The organism is Flavobacterium koreense (assembly GCF_054776075.1).
Genome location: NZ_BAAHCF010000029.1, coordinates 299,381 through 317,027, shown reverse-complemented (window position 1 = coordinate 317,027; position 17,647 = coordinate 299,381). Strand labels below are relative to the sequence as shown.

Genomic DNA, 17,647 nt, shown 5'->3' with positions numbered 1-17,647 from the left:
TTTTTTTAATTTATCAATGGGACTTTTATAATAAATGTACTTCCTTTTCCTTTTTCGCTTTCAACAAAAACTTGACCATTGTGGTCTTCCACAATTCGTTTTACGTAAGCTAGACCTAATCCGTGTCCTTTTACGTTGTGAATATCGCCTGTGTGTTCGCGATAAAACTTTTCAAAAATTCTTTTTTGAGCCACTTTGCTCATTCCTGCGCCTTGATCTTTTACTTTAATTAGTATAAAATCTTTGATGTTCTCTGTGTATATATCTATAACGGGCACATCTGGCGAATATTTTATAGCATTGTCTAAAATATTAACAATTACATTGGTAAAATGTACATCATTTAGTAATGCTGTGGTTCTATTTGCCTCAAAATGAGTTGTAATAGCACCTTGTCTATCTTCAATAATTAAATGCACATGATCTATTGCTTCTTCAATAATATCTTGAACGTCTAATGGTTCTTTGGTAATCTCTAATTCTTTTTTCTCTAGTTTTGAAATCCTAAGAACATTTTCTACTTGAGCATGCATTCGTTTATTTTCGTCTCTAATCATTTGGAGATATCTATAAACTTTTTCTTTATCATCAATTACTTTAGGATTTTTAATAGCATCTAAAGCTAAATTGATAGTTGCAATTGGCGTTTTAAACTCATGCGTCATGTTATTAATAAAATCTGTTTTGATTTCAGATATTTGACGTTGTTTGATTAATTGATGTAACGCATTGGCATAAGCTATAATTATTATTAAAGTAAAAACTACCGATAACAGCGTTATAGCAAGAATTTCTGAAAACAAGAACTTCTTTTTCTGTGGAAATGTAACTAGCAACATATACTTGTTATTTCCGTCATTGTCTATAAAAACAGGAATCGAATAAGTAGCATATTTATCAAAATTGAAATGCTCTGATTTTATTTTTGTTGCTAATCCATTGCTGTAAATATTGAACTCATAAGGAGTTTTGATTCCATATTCCTTAAGTTCTTTATCTAATAATTCATTTAATTGTTCTTTAGAAACACGTTCGTTTATTGGATAATTAGCTACAACATCTTTGTAGGCAATTTCAAATTGTGCATCTTCAAGAATCTTTAAATCTCCAGCTTTTTCAATAGTCAAATCAGGAACAATTGTGTTTTGAATTCCTGAATTATCAAATGAATTATTGTTAAATACTTTAGTTTTTCTTTTAGCTGTGTAATTTTTTACTTTAAGACTATCAAGTCTTTTATCAAAGAACGTAGAAAACATATCATAATCCTCTGAAATAATGCTGTTGGAATAAATTATTGTTTTATTCGTTTTAGCATTTCTTTCGTAGTAACCGTATTCTAATAAATCTTCACTTTTTGGAGATTTTTTAGCATTATCTTTAAATCTTCCGTTTTTTTTATAAAAAGCATAACGCTCTTTATTTTCGAGTTTGTTAGCAACGCTACCTAAAACCTGTTTTACATGAAACTTAAATTGTTCTTCGTTGTTTTCTAATGAAGTATTAAACCAATATACTTGGACTAAAATTATCCCAAGTAAGGATAAACTCATTAATAATACCAACAGCCGAAAAACAAACTTATTCATCACAACAAATTTAGTATTTTAACATTTATTCTGTTAATGTATTAACCAAACATTAACACAGAGGTAAAAAATTATCTATTTTTCAATAAATTGACTATTTCGTCGACTTGTTTTTTAGTATCCTCAAAATTTTCATTTTTAATTACAAAATTACTTCTTGCAATTCTTTCTTCATCAGACAATTGATTGTTAATTCTTTGTAATACTTTTTCTCTAGTAGTCGAATCACGCTTCAATACACGCGCTATTCTTAACTCTAATGGTGCTGATACTGTAATAATTTTATCACAATCTTTATAACTACCACTTTCAAACAATATAGCCGCTTCTTTTACTAAAATTGGATGGTTTTGATTTGTAGCAATCCAATTATCAAAGTGTTTTTTTACTGCCGGATGAACAATAGCATTAAGTTGTTTCAGCTTTTCTGGAGCATTGAAAACAATTGCTGCAAGTTTCTCTCTATCTAAAGTTTGGTTATCTGTAATTAATTCATTTCCAAAAGTTTGTACAATTTGAGAAATGATCTCAGGAAACTCCATTACTTTTTTGGCTTCTACATCGGAAATATAAACTGGAATGCCTTTAGAAATAAGATATTTTGCAACCGTAGTTTTACCACTACCTATTCCACCTGTTAGACCGATTATTTTTGATTTTGTTACAACTGGTTCAACAATTTTATTAATAGGAGTAACAATTTTATCAATAACTTTTTCTACAGATTTTTGAATTGGAGTTTCCATTTGTTTTTCAAAAATCAACTCTTTTTCAGCTTCCATTGGATTGGAATTTATTTTAAAGAACAATTCAGGAAAAGCATCTTGAGGTTTTTTTCTAAGAATATTAATCTTGAAAAATGATTTTAAAAACCCAAAACCATATCCAAAAAATTGCTTCCAAACAGCTACTATAGATAATAAACCTATTATTGGATTTCTGTTTTGAATACTAGATACAATAAAGATTATTACGAAATATAAAAAATATAGTTTTAATCCCCAATCAAATAGAATTATTAAAAGCCCAACAGAGATTATAAATCCAATAACAAATAAAGAGGGTAACCAATAGGTAAGTTTACTATATTCTGGATACCAGTGATTTAAAATTGGTCTTGCTTTTCCAAATTTTGATACTTGAAGTGTAAATTTATCCCAGTCAATTCTTCTTTTATGATAAACAAAAGCAGAAGAAAAAAGTCTAGTTTGATAACCTAATTTCCATAATCTGATGGATAAATCTGGATCTTCACCTGGATGAATATTTCCGAAACCTTTAGATTCTTCAAATGCTTTTTTAGAAATTCCCATATTGAAACTTCTTGGTTGAAATTTGTCAATTTTCTCAGAACCACCTCTTATTCCTCCTGTTGTTAGAAAAGAAGTCATTGAAAAGTTGATAGCTTTTTGAATATTAGAAAATGATTTTAATGCTTTATCAGGTCCACCAAAACAATCTACGTAATTGGATTTTAATTCTTTATCAACTTCAGAAAGATAGTTGTTTGGAATAATACAATCGGAATCAAAGATGATAAAATAATCACCTTTGGCTTTCTGCATTCCAAAATTTCTAGAATCTCCTGGACCAGAATTTGCTTTATAGTAGTATGAAATAGATAATTTATCTGTGAATTTCTTTATTACCTCTTCACAGGATATTGAAGAACCGTCTTCTACAATTACAATTTCATAATTGCTTTTGTAAGTAGATAATAGTAAACTTTCTAGCAGTTCGTTTATTTCGTCAGGTCTATTATAGACTGGAATAATAATTGAAAAATACATTCGAAAAAATTTTAACAAAGATACTCTTTCTATAAAACAAAAGTCCCGCCGAAGCAGGACTTTTTATTTATTTAAGAATAAGTTATAATTATTCTTTCACAACTTTAATCGTTTTCACTTGATTTTCAGAAGTTAATCTTACTAAATAAGTTCCAGATGGAAGATTCGACATATCAATTGCTGCTTGAGTAGCGTTGATTGATTTAGCAGAAACTTCTTGACCTAAAATATTCATAATTTGAACAGTATCAATATTTTTTGAATAAGATAAATTCAATACATCTTTAACCGGATTAGGATAGAATGTAAAGTTTGAACTATCAAAACTATTCGTTCCTAATGAAGCGTCATAAGCTGAAATTGAGAATGAACCTGGCAAATCGTTGTTGTACTCATAAACTCTCAATAATATTGTGCTACCTGGAGTTTGACCTGTTAATGTAAGCAATGTAAATCCTATTGCAGATTCAGTTGCTCCATCATCATCACAACCAATTTGATTTAATACAGCACAATCTCCAGAGTAAGCTGTAACTACTGTATCAATTCCAGTTCCTCCTGCTAAAGGAGCACTAGTTTCAATTGTAAGATTACCACTTGCCGGAACAACTACACTAAACCAAACATCACCACCACTATATCCATTGCAAGTTGTTGGGTTTGCTTGAGAAGATGCTGTTGCACCGAAAGTAGTTCCGTCAACATCATTATCAGTATAAACACCACCTGCAGTTAATGCAATTGGAGCTGAACAATTATCATTTAAAGGAGCTGGTGGAGGTGTACCACATAAAATCGCTCTTGTTCTAGGAGTTGTATTTGCAGCACAAGTATTGTCAACATGTGTATAAAATCTAATTACACCAGTTAAACTTGATGTCCAAACTACACTACCAGTTCCAAAAGTGTAAGCAACTGTTCCATTCTCATCACTAATTGTAATAATATCTGTAGCAATTGAACTTGTAAAAGTATATTGAACACCTGTAGTTACATTTACTTTAGAATATTCGCCTGCATAACCCGCAGTAGTTATTGTTTGAGATGTTCCTAAACAAGCCGGAGTAAATGTTGCTCCAGGCCATTGACCATTTGGAGATGATAAACATCCAGCAAATGGACAGTTTTCAGTTACAGTTACAGCTAAACGTGTTAAACTTTCACAACTATTTTCTATTTGAGAAGCATAATAAGTTGTACCTGATACTAATGCAGTTGATGAAGGCAAAATAGTACCTAAAGTTGCAGCATTATACCAAACTAAACTAGTTCCAGTAATTACTACTGTTAAATCATCTAAAGTACTAGCTCCACAATATGTTTGAGCAGCGTCACCAGTTGGTGCTAAAGTTGATGTTATATTTAATGTTAGTTCAGCAATACTATAACAACCATTAGTATTTTCAACTCTTACGAAAATAATTTGACCATTAGTACCTACAAATGCTGTAGGATTTGCTATAGCATTAGAAGCGTTTTCAGCATCAAATAAATCTACATAGTATGAATAAACCACACCAGATTCTGAACTAATAGCTGTATTAGCTGAAGTTAAATCAAAAATTGCTGTACTTGTTCCACTATCACAAACTGAAAGCGTTGTTGAATTTACAACTGGAAAAGAAGATACAATAACGTTAACTGCTAATCTACTAAAACTTTCACAGTTTACGGTTTGCGTAGCATAATACATTCCAGAAACAAGATTATCTGTTGCTAATAATGGAGTTCCGCCTGTTGCAGAAGAATACCATTGTATAGTTGTTCCGTCCGCATATAAATCACCTACAGTACCTGCGCTACAAAATGTTTGCGTTGCATCACCAGTTGGAGCTGGAGTTGTAGAAGGACAATCGTAAGCAGAAACTAAAAATTGTCCAAAGTTATCATTTGAATAATCCCACACATTTACATATAAAACTTCACCAGGAGTTCTTCCTGTTAATGTAATTAATGAGAAATTTCCATTAGTACTATCGTCATCATCACACTCTACAAAAGTAAGTGCACCACAAGTTCCTGAATAAACTGCCATACCAGTATCAGTAATAACACTTGCAGCTACTGGATTAGTTTCAATAGTTACTGAACCAGAAGCTGGAACAGTTACAGAATACCAAACATCACCTCCTAAGAAATCTGCACAACCTGGTGCAGGAGGATTTGAATTAGTTGCAGCAACATTTGTTCCTGTTACATCATTATCTGCAAAAACATTTCCTACAGTTAAAGCAACTGACCCAGCACAATTATCGTTTGCTGGAGAAGTAACAAAGTAAAATGGACCTGTCCAAAGACTTACTCCATTTGTATTACAATCTGCACTTACATAAAAATCGTAAGCTGTTCCTGGTGTTAAACCATTTACAACAAAAGGATTAACAACACTTGAGTAGGTTGGAGTTGTTGGAGCCGCTCCACCAGCTGTAGTTACATAAACATTCCATGCTGTTTCAACACAACCAGCTGTCCATCCCAAAACTGCAGAAGTACCAGTTACATTAGTAACTAATAAATTTGAAGGCTGAGGACAAGCAACAGCAGCTGAAACTGTTACATCATAATCTTCTGTTTCACCCCATCCATAATTAAGACATGGATCAATATTAATACCTGATGTATTCCAAACATCTCTTACTCTCATTCTGTGAGTTCCAAGTGGTGGATTACAAGCTAAACTGATTGAAAAAGTTGCAGATCCGTTACCAGCAATTGAAGCTGTGGTATATCCAACTCTTTCAGATGTTGCAAAAACTCCATCATCGTTATAATCAATCCAAACGGCAACGTTTTGACCTCCAAAAGTTCCAACAGAAACATTTACTACATAAGAAGAACCTGCTTGTAATGTTCCTGTGTAATTTGGTTGTCCAGTAAAGTATGTATAAGCTGGATTAGTTGGATTTGTACCTGAATTATTTGCTAAAGTAGTTCCAGCAATTGATATATTAGAGATTAAATCTCCGGCTGTTTTACCTGTAGTGTAGGTAGGAATACAATAACAATTTGTTGGTGTATTCAATCCAACCATCAAAGCTGTACTTGTAGTACTTAATCCTGATGCTGTACAAGTTACAATACATTGATAATAAGTTACTGCTGTTTGATTTGCAGTATATGTAGGATCTGTTGATGCTCCACTTGCATTTGAGTAAGCTATACCATCAGAAGATGTTTGCCATTGGTAAGTTACTCCAGAACCTGAAGTACTATTTTGTAATGAAAGATTAAAACTAACACCACTACAAGCTAAAGCTGTTGATGAAACTGTATTACCTGGCGCTGGAGTTCCAGAGCAAGATGGTGGTGGAGTATAAGCAAAAACTAAACCAGCAGGTGGAAAAATAACATTTGATAAAAACATAGTATCCGTTGCAGTTGCGCTTGCAGTTGTACCAAACCAATCTACGGCAGTAGTTCTTCCAACAAAATTTGTTGCTACATTATTTGGATTAGCTCTTAAACCAGTTTGTGCAACTGTTGTAGTACCATTATCTGTCATTGTTCCGTAAACAATTTCAACTTTATTGGTTGTTTCGTACAATTTAATTTGAAAATTATATGAATCTCCAACAGCTAAATATTTAGCATAATTTGTCCATTGAACAACTAAAACCTGATTGGGAGCTGTTCCTGTTAATTCATATCTAATTTCACCTCCATTTTGAGACATTAAATCTCTTGTAAATGCAGAAATTCTTGCTACTAATGGGTTTGATACCGTAGTACTTGTTGAAGAAATTGGCTCGTAAGAAGATGTTGAATTCATATCAACTGAGGGAGTCAATAATGATGAACCTAAAGAAATCCATCCGTTTGCATTTACCCCAAAACGATTATAAGTATAACCATTAAATGTGAAATTGAAACCAATTGGCAAACCAACTCCTGTAAAATTTGCCGCTCCAAGTGGAACTGCAGGATCTAAAAATCTTTGGTCATCTGAAGTTGTTGACCCAAGTATTGTTCCTCCTGTTATAGCCGTATAAGTCGAGTTACTTTGTGAAAAAGTATACTGTGATAAACTCTGACTAAAACCTAGTTGGAACAAACAAAAAAATAATGCTACTAAAAAGTAATTTTTCTTCATGTTGTTTTTATAAGTTAAATTTAAAGCTATAAAAATAAACAAAAAAAGCTCACAAATAATTGTGAGCCTTTAAATCTATAAAATTTTAACAATTTTATTTTATACTTGGTACAGAAACTAATTCATTTGCATCTGCATCATAATCAACACCGTTAAAACCAAATCCAAATAAGTTTAGAAAATCTTGTTTATATCCTGCTAAATCTCCTATTTCTACTAGCGATTCTGTTGTTGCTTTATCCCATAAATTTGAAACTTGCGCTTGAACATCTTCTCTCATTTCCCAATCATCAATTCTTATTCTACCGTTTTCATCAGTTGGAACTTCTTTACCAGTATATAATCTTTCGCTGTAAAGTCTTTGAATTTGCTCGATACATCCTTCATGAATTCCTTGAGCTTTCATAATTTTATACAACAATGAAATATAAAGTGGAATTACAGGAATTGCAGAACTAGCTTGAGTAACTAATGCTTTATTCACAGAAACATAGGCCTTTCCGCCTAATTCTTTTAAATCATCAGTAATTGTAAAAGCCGTAGCTTCTAAATGATCTTTAGCTCTTCCAATTGTTCCTTTTCTATAAACTGCTTCAGTAACTGATGGTCCTATATAAGAATAGGCTATGGTAGTTGCTCCTGGAGCCAATAAGCCTGCATCTTTCAAGTCATTCATCCACATTGACCAATCTTCTCCACCCATAACAACAACCGTATTATCAATATCATCTTGGTTAGCAGGCTCAATAGATACTTGAGTTACATTTCCTGTGTGAAAATCGACAGTTTTGTTAGTAAAAGTTGTTCCTATCGGCTTTAATGTTGAACGATGTAAAACACCTGTTTCAGGGTGCATTCTTACTGGTGAAGCCAAACTATAAATAACTAAATCAACTTGACCTAAATCATTTTTAATCAAATCAATTGCTTGCTGTTTTACTTCTTTTGAAAAAGCATCACCATTAATACTCTTTGCATATAAACCTGCTTTATGTGCTTCGTTTTCGAATGCTGCAGAATTATACCAACCTGGAGAAGCAGTTTTTCCTTCTGAAGCTGGTTTTTCAAAGAAAACTCCAATTGTTGCTGCATCACATCCGAAAGCACTAGAAATTCTAGAAGCCAATCCGAATCCGGTTGACGCTCCAATAACTAAAACGCGTTTAGCTCCATCTATCTTACCTTTTGACTTAACGTAATCTATTTGATTTTTAACATTTTGCTCGCAACCCTTTGGATGAGCTGTCAAACAAATAAATCCGCGCATTCTTGGTTCTATAATCATATCTTTAACTTTATTCGTTTATTTAGTTTGTCTTTGAAAAAACAAATATAATTCTATATTTTTAGTTAAGCAATTCCTTTGCATGAATTAAGGCAGAATCTGAAATAACAGAACCTGACAACATTTGAGCAATTTCAATAATTCGCTCATCATCAGACAACAACTTCAATTCAGAGTGTGTTTGATTGTCCTTAATAACTTTAAAAACTTTAAAATGATCTTTTCCTTTACTAGCAATTTGTGGTAAGTGAGTTATGGCGAAAACTTGCATATTACTGCTCATGTTTTTCATTATTTCTGCCATTTTATGAGCGATTTCTCCAGAAACTCCGGTGTCAATTTCATCAAATATTATTGTAGGAAGATTTGAAAATTGAGATAAAATTGCTTTAACTGCCAACATGATCCTAGACATTTCTCCACCAGAAGCAACTTTTTTTAACAATCCAAAATCTGATCCTTTATTTGCTGAAAACAAAAATATAATTTCATCTTTTCCATTAATATAAAACTCCTCTTTCAAATCTAGTTGGATATTAAATCTTGCATTAGGCATTCCTAAATTTGATAAAAATGAAGCTAATTTATCGGTTAAAACTGGTATTGCTTTTTCTCGATTATCATGAATTTGATTAGCCAAAATATTTAATTGATTTTCAAATTGAATAATTTGATTTTCAATTTCAACGATTTCAGATTCTAATGTCGTCACAGAAACCACTTTATTATCTAAATCACTTTGAATAATTAATAGCTCATCAATTGTATTTACTTGATGTTTTTTAAATAAAGTGTAAATCAATTGCAACTTCTGATTTGTTAAATCTAAAGCTTCAGGATCCGAAAAAATTGTTTCTGAAAGTTGATTTAGTTCTTTTTCGATATCATCAAATTCTATTAAAGTACTATTTACTCTTTCAAAAAGTAAATTATATTCAGTTGAAAGTCCGGCTATTTTTTGCAAAGAGGCTTTTACTTCTTTTAAATTTTGAATCACACCAAATTGCTCATCATTAGCTATTGCCAAAGATTTCACTAAAGTTTCTTTGATAAATTCAACATTATTAAGTTTTTCAAAACTTGATTCAAGCTCTTCTAATTCACCAGATTTTAATTGTGCAGAAAGTAATTCTTCCAAAAGAAAAGTATTATAATCTTGTTCTTTTAAAACAGAGGAAAGCGATTCTTTTTTAGATTTTAAATCTGATTTCAGTCTTTTATATTCCTTAAGTTGGATTGAATATTGAGTAATAAAATCAAAATTAGATGCTACAGAATCGATTATTTGAAATTGAACCGCGTCGTCAGACAATTCCTGAGTTTGATGTTGTGAATGAATATCAATTAAATAATTACTTAATTCTTGTAATTCATTTAAATTGACAGGTGTATCATTAATAAAAGCTCTTGATTTTCCGGAAGGTAATATTTCTCTTCTAATGATTGTTTCGTCTTCGTAGTCAAGGTCATTTGAAACAAAAAAAGATTTCAAATTGTAATTTTTAATTTGAAAATGTGCTTCAATAATACATTTCTCTTCTTTATTCTTCAGAGAAGTTAAATCGGCTCTTTTTCCTAAGACTAAGCCTAATGCTCCTAGAAGAATTGATTTTCCTGCACCAGTTTCACCAGTAATAACAGAAAATCCATCTGTGAATTTAACAGATAGCTTTTCAATTAAAGCAAAATTTTCAATAGATAATGATGTAATCATTGGTAAAGATTTAACTCCTAATTAAAACTTTATATTCAACCATTTAGAAGAATTCGTAGGTGAAATTTTAGATAATTTATCTACCAAACCATCAATAGTAACACTTGGACCACCAGAAAAAATAGATACAATTTCATCTGACTTTGCATCGAAAAATATCCTTGTTAAATAGGCATTTGGTCTAACACCATGAACCGTTGACAAAGTATTTATAGCTGCAACTATTTCTTCTTTAGATGTTTTTAAATCTTTGTGCATATTATCTAATCCATTAAAATGATATTGAAACAAAGCTTCTCTCAATGGTCTGAAAGTTGTTGACATAACATCATTTACTAGATAATATCGATTTTGAGTTTTCTCGGTTTGTGACCATCCTTTTCCTCCTGAAGGAGCAGCAATACTTACAATTTCTTGTGCAGACTGAAAATATGGAGTACCACTATCCAAAGCAAAACTTTCTGCATCAAAGCCTAATATCATATAATTATAAAAAGCAATTACAGAAACTAAGTTAGAATCATAACTATTTGGATTGTAGAACAAATTTTGAAATTCTACATATTGAAAACTAAAATCTTTATCGTTTATATTTAGTAAAGGACTTGAAAAGTTTGAATTATATATTGGACGTGAAGATTGTACTTGAATACTTGCTTCAAAATTATTATTTTCAAATGAATTGACAGTAATAAAATAGGTACAGCTTATTTTTTCATTTTCTTTAAAAGTTTTTTCTGTCCAAACAGTTTTATTTACAAAATCGTTTAGAGAAGTTTCTAGACTTTTAAAGATTTGAGTATTTACGTTAGTAATTTTATCATAATTCACAATTACTTTACAATTAAGCTCTTGCGATTGAACGTTTGCAAATAGAAACAAAAAAACTAAAATTAAAATACTACGCATGATAATGATTTATTATTTTATTTATTATATCAACAGCTACATCTTCTTTAGATTTCAATTCCATTGGCTCAATGGCAAAATCTTTGTCAATGAAAGTAACTTTATTCGTTGGTTTTCCAAAACCAGCTCCTTCATCTTGAAGCGAATTTAAAACTATCAAATCTAAGTTTTTTTTCTGAATTTTCAACTTAGCATTTTCAATTTCATTTTCAGTTTCTAAAGCGAAACCTATTAAAAATTGATTTTTCTTTATTTCTCCCAAAGAAGCTAAAATATCTTTAGTTTTTTCCAATTCAATTGTAAAAGAAGCTTCACTCTTTTTAATCTTTTGTTCCGCAACATTCTTTGGTCTATAATCAGCAACCGCAGCTGCTGCAATAGCAACATCAACATCATTATAAAACTCATGACAAGCTTCATACATTTGTTGAGCTGAAACTACTTTAACCAAATTGATTTGGCTATTCTTTACTTTAAAATGTGTAGGCCCTGAAATCAAAACTACTTCTGCACCAAGATTTGCTGCTTCATTTGCAATATCAAAACCCATTTTTCCAGACGAATGATTTCCTATAAAACGTACAGGATCTATTGCTTCGTATGTTGGACCAGCAGTAATTAGTATTTTTTTTCCTTTTAAAGGTAATTTGCTTGATAAATCGGCTTCTAAGAAAGCAACAATATTTTCAGGTTCTGCCATTCTACCTTCACCAGAAAGTCCGCTTGCTAGTTCGCCTGATTCGGCTGGTATTATAGTATTCCCAAATTGTTGTAATGTTCTAAAAGAACTTACTGTTGAAGGATGTTTGTACATATCCAAATCCATTGCTGGCGCAAAATAAACTGGACATTTTGCTGATAAATAGGTTGCAATTAATAAGTTATCACAATTTCCATTTACCATTTTGGATAGTGTATTGGCTGTTGCAGGTGCAATAACCATTAAATCTGCCCATAAACCTAATTCAACGTGATTGTTCCATTGAGCATTCTCATCTTCTTCATTGTAAAATGTAGAATGAACTGGGTTTTTAGACAATGTGGATAATGTTAATGGTGTTACAAAATCCTTAGAAGCAGGTGTCATTATCACTTGGATATGTGCACCTGCTTTTATAAATAGACGAACTAATGTTGCTGTTTTGTATGCGGCAATTCCACCAGAAACACCTAGTATTATTTTTTTACCGCTTAAAACTGACATTGTCTTATATTATTTGTTTGTATCTTTATGATAAATCTTTCCATCCAACCATTCTTGAACTGCAAGAGCGTGTGGTTTTGGAAGTTTTTCATAAAATTTAGAAACTTCAATTTGTTCTTTGTTTTCAAAGACTTCTTCTAAGCTATCATTGTAAGTTGCAAACTCATCTAACTTTTCAATCAATTCTTTTTTGATTTCTGTGTTAATTTGGTTTGCTCTTTTAGCCATAATAGTTATTGCTTCATAAACATTCCCGGTAGGTTCTTCAATAACATTTTTGTTGTAAGTTATTGTGTTTACTGGTGCATTGGTCTTTTTTAAATCCATGACTTTTTTATTTAGAAAATTGTTTTAAATCGTTATCAATCTTAGCCAACATTTCATCGGCTTGTGCTTTATATTTTGTGCTTGCGTTAAATTTAATCAAGCTATTATATGCAGATTTCGCCACATTTAATCGTTCTTCCATTTTTTGTTCTACACTATTTATTGCCAACTTATAAGCAGAATCTAATTTGTAAAACAAAGCATCCTCTTTAAATGGAGTTCCTGGATAATCACTAATGAAATTATCTAAAGCGATTTGAGCTGCTTTAAAATCTGATATTGTATTGTATTGTTTAGCGTTTTCAAAAGCTTTTTTCTCTAACTTATTTCTTAAATCAATCGCTACTTTATTTGCTTCAGGCAAGTAAGTTGAATTAGGATATTCGTCAATAAAACTTTGCAATTTATCTATCGCTTTGTCAGTATCAACCTGATCTAAACTATAAACAGGAGATAATTTTGAATAACATAATGCTCCTAAATATTTAGCTTCTTCTTGCTTTTCACTTTTTGGATAACTTGAAGCAAAACTTTCAAATTGATATCCAGCTAAATAATATTGTTTCGTTTTATAATACGATTGTGAAAACATGTAAAACATTTTCTCTGCTTGTGGTTTCCCTTTATAAGCTGGGGCAATTTGCTCGAACAAACGTATTGCTTTAGAGTATTTTCCTTTCTCGTACATCTTTAGACCAACATCATACTTATCAGCAACATCTTCATTCTTCAATGCTTTTTGATATTCGCTACAAGACGAAAAAAGAACAACCAATACGATAAGAGAAACTATTTTCTTCATTTTTATTTTTATGGATACAGGTTTTTAGAGGATTTTACTTCTCAAAAAACGAACTGCAAAATTAGTTAATAATTAGATACTATGAAAGATTTTTTTTAATTGTATTTTTTTATAAAAAAACTAAAGACTTTTTACAAATTTATTCAATCGATCTGCTAAATCTTGATTGACATTTACTAATGGTAAACGCACTGTATTCTCTGACAAACCTAGTGTTTTAAAGACTTCTTTAATGCCTGCTGGATTTCCTTGTTCGAAAATCATATCAATTGCTTCTGCTAAAAGATAATGCAATTTATAGGCTTCATCAACTTTTCTTTCTAATCCTAAACGTACCATATCTGAAAATTGTCTTGGAAATCCTTCACCAATTACAGAAATAACTCCACTTCCGCCTGCTAAAACCATTGGCAAAGTGACCATATCATCTCCAGAAATAACTAAAAATCCTTCTGGCTTTCCTTGAATCAATTTCATTGCTTGAACAATATCACCAGCTGCTTCTTTAATTGCAACAACATTTTTAAAATCATTAGCCAATCTTATAACCGTTGATGGCAACATATTGCTTGCTGTCCTACCTGGAACATTGTATAAAATGACAGGTATTGGAGAAGCTTCTGCAACAGCTTTGAAATGTTGATAAATTCCTTCTTGAGTAGGTTTATTATAGTAAGGAGACACAGAAAGAACAGCAACAAAATTTGAAAAATCTCTTGTTTTAAGTTCTTCAACCACTTTATAAGTATTGTTACCTCCTACTCCTAAAACTAATGGCAATCTACCATTGTTAGCATTAATCACAGTAGTAATAACCAATTCTTTTTCTTCTTGACTTAACGTAGCGTTTTCTGCAGTGGTTCCCAGTACAACAAGGTAATCTATTCCGTTATCAATTTGAAAATTTACTATTCTTGTTAGTGCCTCAGTATCTAAAGAAAAGTCTTTTTTGAATGGTGTTACAAGTGCAACTCCAGTACCAATTAGTGATTGCATATTATAGTTTGTTTAGTATTTTTAAATATTTAAATAATTCGTCTATAAAAACGGTATAATTCTCAGCATTTGTATCAATCATAAAATGATTTAATCTTTTATCAATTGAGGTAAATCCCACTTTAAAATTTGCTTTTGAAAGATTGGTTACCAATAATAATGGTGCTTTTTCTGTATCGTAATAGCTAATAAGTAAATCAAAATCATCATCAATAAAATCATTTACCTCTTTACTATCAAATGTGGCATTCCAATTAATATTTTTATAAGTAAAAACATTGTAGTCGAAAGTTTCATTCTTTTTTACCTTGTTTTTAAACACCAAAAACTTAATGTTTTCAGAATAAATCCCATTTTTCACAAGTTGTTCTATTAATTTTTCCTTTTCATAAAAATAACTCTCATCGAAAATTATCCCAACTTTTTTAATAGAACTATCTGAATTTATATGCTTTACATTTGATAACCGTTTCTTAACTATTCTTTTTGTCCAAAAATCCTTTATTTTATTTAAAAACATAGTACTTTTACTTGGTTACAAATTTAATTAAATTTAGTCGTATTTGAGATGGTAAATCTAAAAAACTATAACGTTGTTTTGAAACATTTTGTTTTATTATTAACATTTATTTCTTTGATCGCTTGTTCGAGTCAAAAGTATCAAGTTACAAAAATTGAAGGCAAGAAAATAGGTCTTACAGAAACACAAGAAAGTAAGACTGAAATTGAGAACTATATTAAACCCTATAGAGAACATATTGATAAAGACTTAAGTGAAGTTTTAGCTTACAATCCTGAAACATTAGACAAATCTAAAGGAGAATGGCAAACTAATATTGGTTGTTTTTTGGCTGATATTACCATAGAAAAAAGCAATCCTATTTTTCAGAAACGTGAAAATAAAACAATCGATATTTGCCTACTAAATCATGGTGGAATTAGAACTTTAATTCCAAAAGGCAATGTAACCGCAAGAAATGCTTATGAAGTAATGCCATTTGAAAACAGTGCAATCATTGTTGCTCTTAAAGGAGAACAAATTATCGAATTAGCCAATCACATTATTGCTGAAAAAAAACCACATCCATTGTCTGGATTAAATTTTACAGTTTCTAAAGATTTAAAAGCAACAAAATTATTAGTCCAAGGAAAACCATTAGAAAATGATAAAATATATTATGTAGTAACGTCTGATTATTTATCAAATGGTGGTGATAACATGACTTTCTTTAAAAAAGGAATTGAAAAATTTGATATTGATTACAAACTTAGAAACATTATGATTGATTATTTTAAAGATGTTGACACTTTAAGAATCAATAACGATGTTAGAATTATAAAAGAATAATACTGAACTAAATTAAGCCAAAAGAAATGAAAAGAAGAGATTTTATTCAAAAAACAGTAGCAAGTTCAGCTTTATTAAGTTTGACAGGACTTTCATTAAGCAGTTTTAAAAGTAACGATTTAAAACACATTACAATTTTACACACAAATGATGTCCACAGTTATATCGATCCATTTCCTGCAGATCATCCAAGAAACCCAAATATGGGCGGTGTTGCTAGAAGAGCTTCACTTATCGAAACTATTCGTAAAGAAAACCCAAATGTATTATTACTAGATGCAGGAGATATTTTTCAAGGGACTCCTTACTTTAATTATTATGGTGGTGAATTAGAGTTCAAATTAATGAGCATGATGGGTTATGATGTTGCAACATTAGGAAACCACGACTTTGATAATGGAATTGATGGTTTCTATGCTCAATTACATAATGCTAAATTTGATTTTGTATCTGCTAATTATGATTTCAAAAACACTATCCTTGATGGTCATGTAAAGCCTTATAAAATCAAAACGATTGATGGTATAAAAATTGGGATTTTCGGACTTGGTGTTGAACTTGAAGGATTGGTAGACAAAAAGAATTACAAAGAAACGGTATATAATAATCCGATAGAAGTGGCTACAGATATGGCTAGAATTCTAAAACAAGAGGAGAAATGCGATTTAGTAATTTGCCTTTCTCATATAGGATTTAAATACAAAGAAGATCCTAATAAAGTTTGCGATATTTTATTAGCCAAACAAACTAAAGATATTGACTTAATCATTGGTGGACACACTCACACTTTTCTTGACAAACCAATTATTGAGAAAAATAGTGAAGGAAAGCAAGTATTGATTAATCAAGTTGGTTGTTATGGCTTGAATTTAGGTAGAATAGATTTCTATTTATCTAATGATAAAGAACTTCAATCTCAAGGTAAATCAATAGTAGTCTGATTTTTTTCAGAAATAACTACAAATTGATAAAACATATAAAAAGCAAGGATATTTAAGGTCATTGCTAATGGTCGAAGTATGTAAGAATGTGAATCGACCAAATAATACTTTTCAATATAAATTACCAATTGTAAACCTAAAAACAACAATACACTTATTAATAAATAAGAGTTTTGTTTACTGTCATTCATGACATAAGAAGAGATTGCAACACCACCTAAAACTGCTGCAATAAGATTGTGGAAAAAGATTAAATAATAAGAATTTTCAGGAACGTCTGAGGCAGCAAAAAGATAGAAAAATATAAATCCTAGTGGTAAAGTAGCCAAGAAAAAAGGAATGTAATCTTTAATTTTTATAATTCTAAAAATTAATATCAGTAAAAATATTCTATGAATTGTATAGGTAATAACTCCATAAAAAAGTGAGTCTGCAGTATTAGGAACAAATAGAAGATTGGTTAGCAAAGAAAAAAACATTATCACATAAAACAATTTGCAATTGCTCTTTGAAGTATAAAAATACAAAACCATTAATAGTATAGGTATTAATGGTTTTGTAATAAAAATTATTGGTTCGTAAGAAAAAGTTTCAGCTATAACTTCAACAATAGCATTGAAGAAATAAAAGAATGAAATAATTTTAATTATAT

The 17,647-nt window shown here is 30.7% G+C and carries 14 protein-coding genes and 1 pseudogene; 2 read left to right on the top strand and 13 right to left on the bottom strand.

All coding sequences use genetic code 11. The features are described 5' to 3' along the window. Positions 1–5 precede the first annotated feature (5 nt). From ACYU7A_RS09660 to ACYU7A_RS09605, 12 genes and pseudogenes are all read right to left on the bottom strand, one after another. Positions 6–1,589 (bottom strand): sensor histidine kinase, encoded by a 1,584-nt coding sequence (locus ACYU7A_RS09660; RefSeq protein ID WP_460576091.1) that lies wholly within the window; start codon positions 1,587–1,589, stop codon positions 6–8. A gap of 71 nt (positions 1,590–1,660) precedes the next feature. Continuing rightward, positions 1,661–2,335 (bottom strand): dephospho-CoA kinase, encoded by a 675-nt coding sequence (gene coaE, locus ACYU7A_RS09655; RefSeq protein WP_460576697.1) that lies wholly within the window; start codon positions 2,333–2,335, stop codon positions 1,661–1,663. Between the two features lie 48 nt (positions 2,336–2,383). Beyond that, a pseudogene (locus ACYU7A_RS09650) lies at positions 2,384–3,379 on the bottom strand (glycosyltransferase family 2 protein); the annotation flags it as partial. An 88-nt stretch (positions 3,380–3,467) separates the two neighbouring features. Beyond that, positions 3,468–7,469 (bottom strand): GEVED domain-containing protein, encoded by a 4,002-nt coding sequence (locus ACYU7A_RS09645; protein ID WP_460576089.1) that lies wholly within the window; start codon positions 7,467–7,469, stop codon positions 3,468–3,470. Positions 7,470–7,563: 94 nt separating this feature from the next. Then, positions 7,564–8,754, bottom strand: a complete 1,191-nt coding sequence (fabV, locus tag ACYU7A_RS09640; RefSeq protein ID WP_460576087.1) for an enoyl-ACP reductase FabV — start codon at positions 8,752–8,754, stop codon at positions 7,564–7,566. A 61-nt stretch (positions 8,755–8,815) separates the two neighbouring features. Continuing rightward, the gene (gene recN / locus ACYU7A_RS09635; RefSeq protein WP_460576085.1) at positions 8,816–10,468 is read right to left on the bottom strand and encodes a DNA repair protein RecN; all 1,653 of its coding nucleotides are present in this window, start codon (positions 10,466–10,468) and stop codon (positions 8,816–8,818) included. Positions 10,469–10,489: 21 nt separating this feature from the next. Then, positions 10,490–11,377 (bottom strand): type IX secretion system protein PorD, encoded by an 888-nt coding sequence (gene porD, locus ACYU7A_RS09630; RefSeq protein ID WP_460576083.1) that lies wholly within the window; start codon positions 11,375–11,377, stop codon positions 10,490–10,492. Further along, positions 11,370–12,581 carry a bifunctional phosphopantothenoylcysteine decarboxylase/phosphopantothenate--cysteine ligase CoaBC gene (coaBC, locus tag ACYU7A_RS09625; protein WP_460576081.1) on the bottom strand — a complete coding sequence of 404 codons (1,212 nt, stop codon included), beginning with the start codon at positions 12,579–12,581 and terminating at the stop codon, positions 11,370–11,372. Before coaBC ends, porD begins: the two co-directional genes overlap by 8 nt. Positions 12,582–12,590: 9 nt before the next feature. After that, the gene (locus tag ACYU7A_RS09620) at positions 12,591–12,908 is read right to left on the bottom strand and encodes a DNA-directed RNA polymerase subunit omega (RefSeq protein WP_298306181.1); all 318 of its coding nucleotides are present in this window, start codon (positions 12,906–12,908) and stop codon (positions 12,591–12,593) included. A gap of 7 nt (positions 12,909–12,915) precedes the next feature. Further along, positions 12,916–13,710 carry an outer membrane protein assembly factor BamD gene (locus ACYU7A_RS09615; RefSeq protein ID WP_460576079.1) on the bottom strand — a complete coding sequence of 265 codons (795 nt, stop codon included), beginning with the start codon at positions 13,708–13,710 and terminating at the stop codon, positions 12,916–12,918. A 120-nt stretch (positions 13,711–13,830) separates the two neighbouring features. Continuing rightward, positions 13,831–14,706 (bottom strand): 4-hydroxy-tetrahydrodipicolinate synthase, encoded by an 876-nt coding sequence (gene dapA, locus ACYU7A_RS09610; RefSeq protein WP_460576077.1) that lies wholly within the window; start codon positions 14,704–14,706, stop codon positions 13,831–13,833. Between the two features lies 1 nt (position 14,707). After that, positions 14,708–15,226: a DUF6913 domain-containing protein gene (locus tag ACYU7A_RS09605; protein WP_460576075.1), complete on the bottom strand. Its 519-nt coding sequence runs from the start codon at positions 15,224–15,226 to the stop codon at positions 14,708–14,710. A 78-nt stretch (positions 15,227–15,304) separates the two neighbouring features. Here ACYU7A_RS09605 and ACYU7A_RS09600 point away from each other — a divergent pair, with 78 nt between their 5' ends. Continuing rightward, on the top strand, positions 15,305–16,054 hold the full coding sequence (locus tag ACYU7A_RS09600; protein WP_460576073.1) for a 5'-nucleotidase C-terminal domain-containing protein: 750 nt from the start codon (positions 15,305–15,307) through the stop codon (positions 16,052–16,054). Positions 16,055–16,080: 26 nt separating this feature from the next. Beyond that, positions 16,081–16,995, top strand: coding sequence for a bifunctional metallophosphatase/5'-nucleotidase (locus ACYU7A_RS09595; protein WP_344814915.1), 915 nt, complete (start codon positions 16,081–16,083; stop codon positions 16,993–16,995). Here the strand turns inward: ACYU7A_RS09595 and ACYU7A_RS09590 are convergent. Next, positions 16,971–17,647 (bottom strand): hypothetical protein (locus tag ACYU7A_RS09590; protein ID WP_460576072.1); only part of this gene is annotated, 677 nt, incomplete at its 5' end. The genes ACYU7A_RS09595 and ACYU7A_RS09590 overlap by 25 nt on opposite strands.

Excerpts from the sequence above, each read along its gene's own strand:
- ACYU7A_RS09605 (WP_460576075.1), bottom strand. The coding sequence starts at position 15,226 with ATGTTTTTAAATAAAATAAAGGATTTTTGGACAAAAAGAATAGTTAAG.
- ACYU7A_RS09620 (WP_298306181.1), bottom strand. The coding sequence starts at position 12,908 with ATGGATTTAAAAAAGACCAATGCACCAGTAAACACAATAACTTACAAC.
- coaBC (WP_460576081.1), bottom strand. The coding sequence starts at position 12,581 with ATGTCAGTTTTAAGCGGTAAAAAAATAATACTAGGTGTTTCTGGTGGA.
- ACYU7A_RS09615 (WP_460576079.1), bottom strand. The coding sequence starts at position 13,710 with ATGAAGAAAATAGTTTCTCTTATCGTATTGGTTGTTCTTTTTTCGTCT.
- ACYU7A_RS09645 (WP_460576089.1), bottom strand. The coding sequence starts at position 7,469 with ATGAAGAAAAATTACTTTTTAGTAGCATTATTTTTTTGTTTGTTCCAA.
- recN (WP_460576085.1), bottom strand. The coding sequence starts at position 10,468 with ATGATTACATCATTATCTATTGAAAATTTTGCTTTAATTGAAAAGCTA.
- ACYU7A_RS09660 (WP_460576091.1), bottom strand. The coding sequence starts at position 1,589 with ATGAATAAGTTTGTTTTTCGGCTGTTGGTATTATTAATGAGTTTATCC.
- fabV (WP_460576087.1), bottom strand. The coding sequence starts at position 8,754 with ATGATTATAGAACCAAGAATGCGCGGATTTATTTGTTTGACAGCTCAT.
- ACYU7A_RS09595 (WP_344814915.1), top strand. The coding sequence starts at position 16,081 with ATGAAAAGAAGAGATTTTATTCAAAAAACAGTAGCAAGTTCAGCTTTA.
- coaE (WP_460576697.1), bottom strand. The coding sequence starts at position 2,335 with ATGGAAACTCCAATTCAAAAATCTGTAGAAAAAGTTATTGATAAAATT.
- dapA (WP_460576077.1), bottom strand. The coding sequence starts at position 14,706 with ATGCAATCACTAATTGGTACTGGAGTTGCACTTGTAACACCATTCAAA.
- porD (WP_460576083.1), bottom strand. The coding sequence starts at position 11,377 with ATGCGTAGTATTTTAATTTTAGTTTTTTTGTTTCTATTTGCAAACGTT.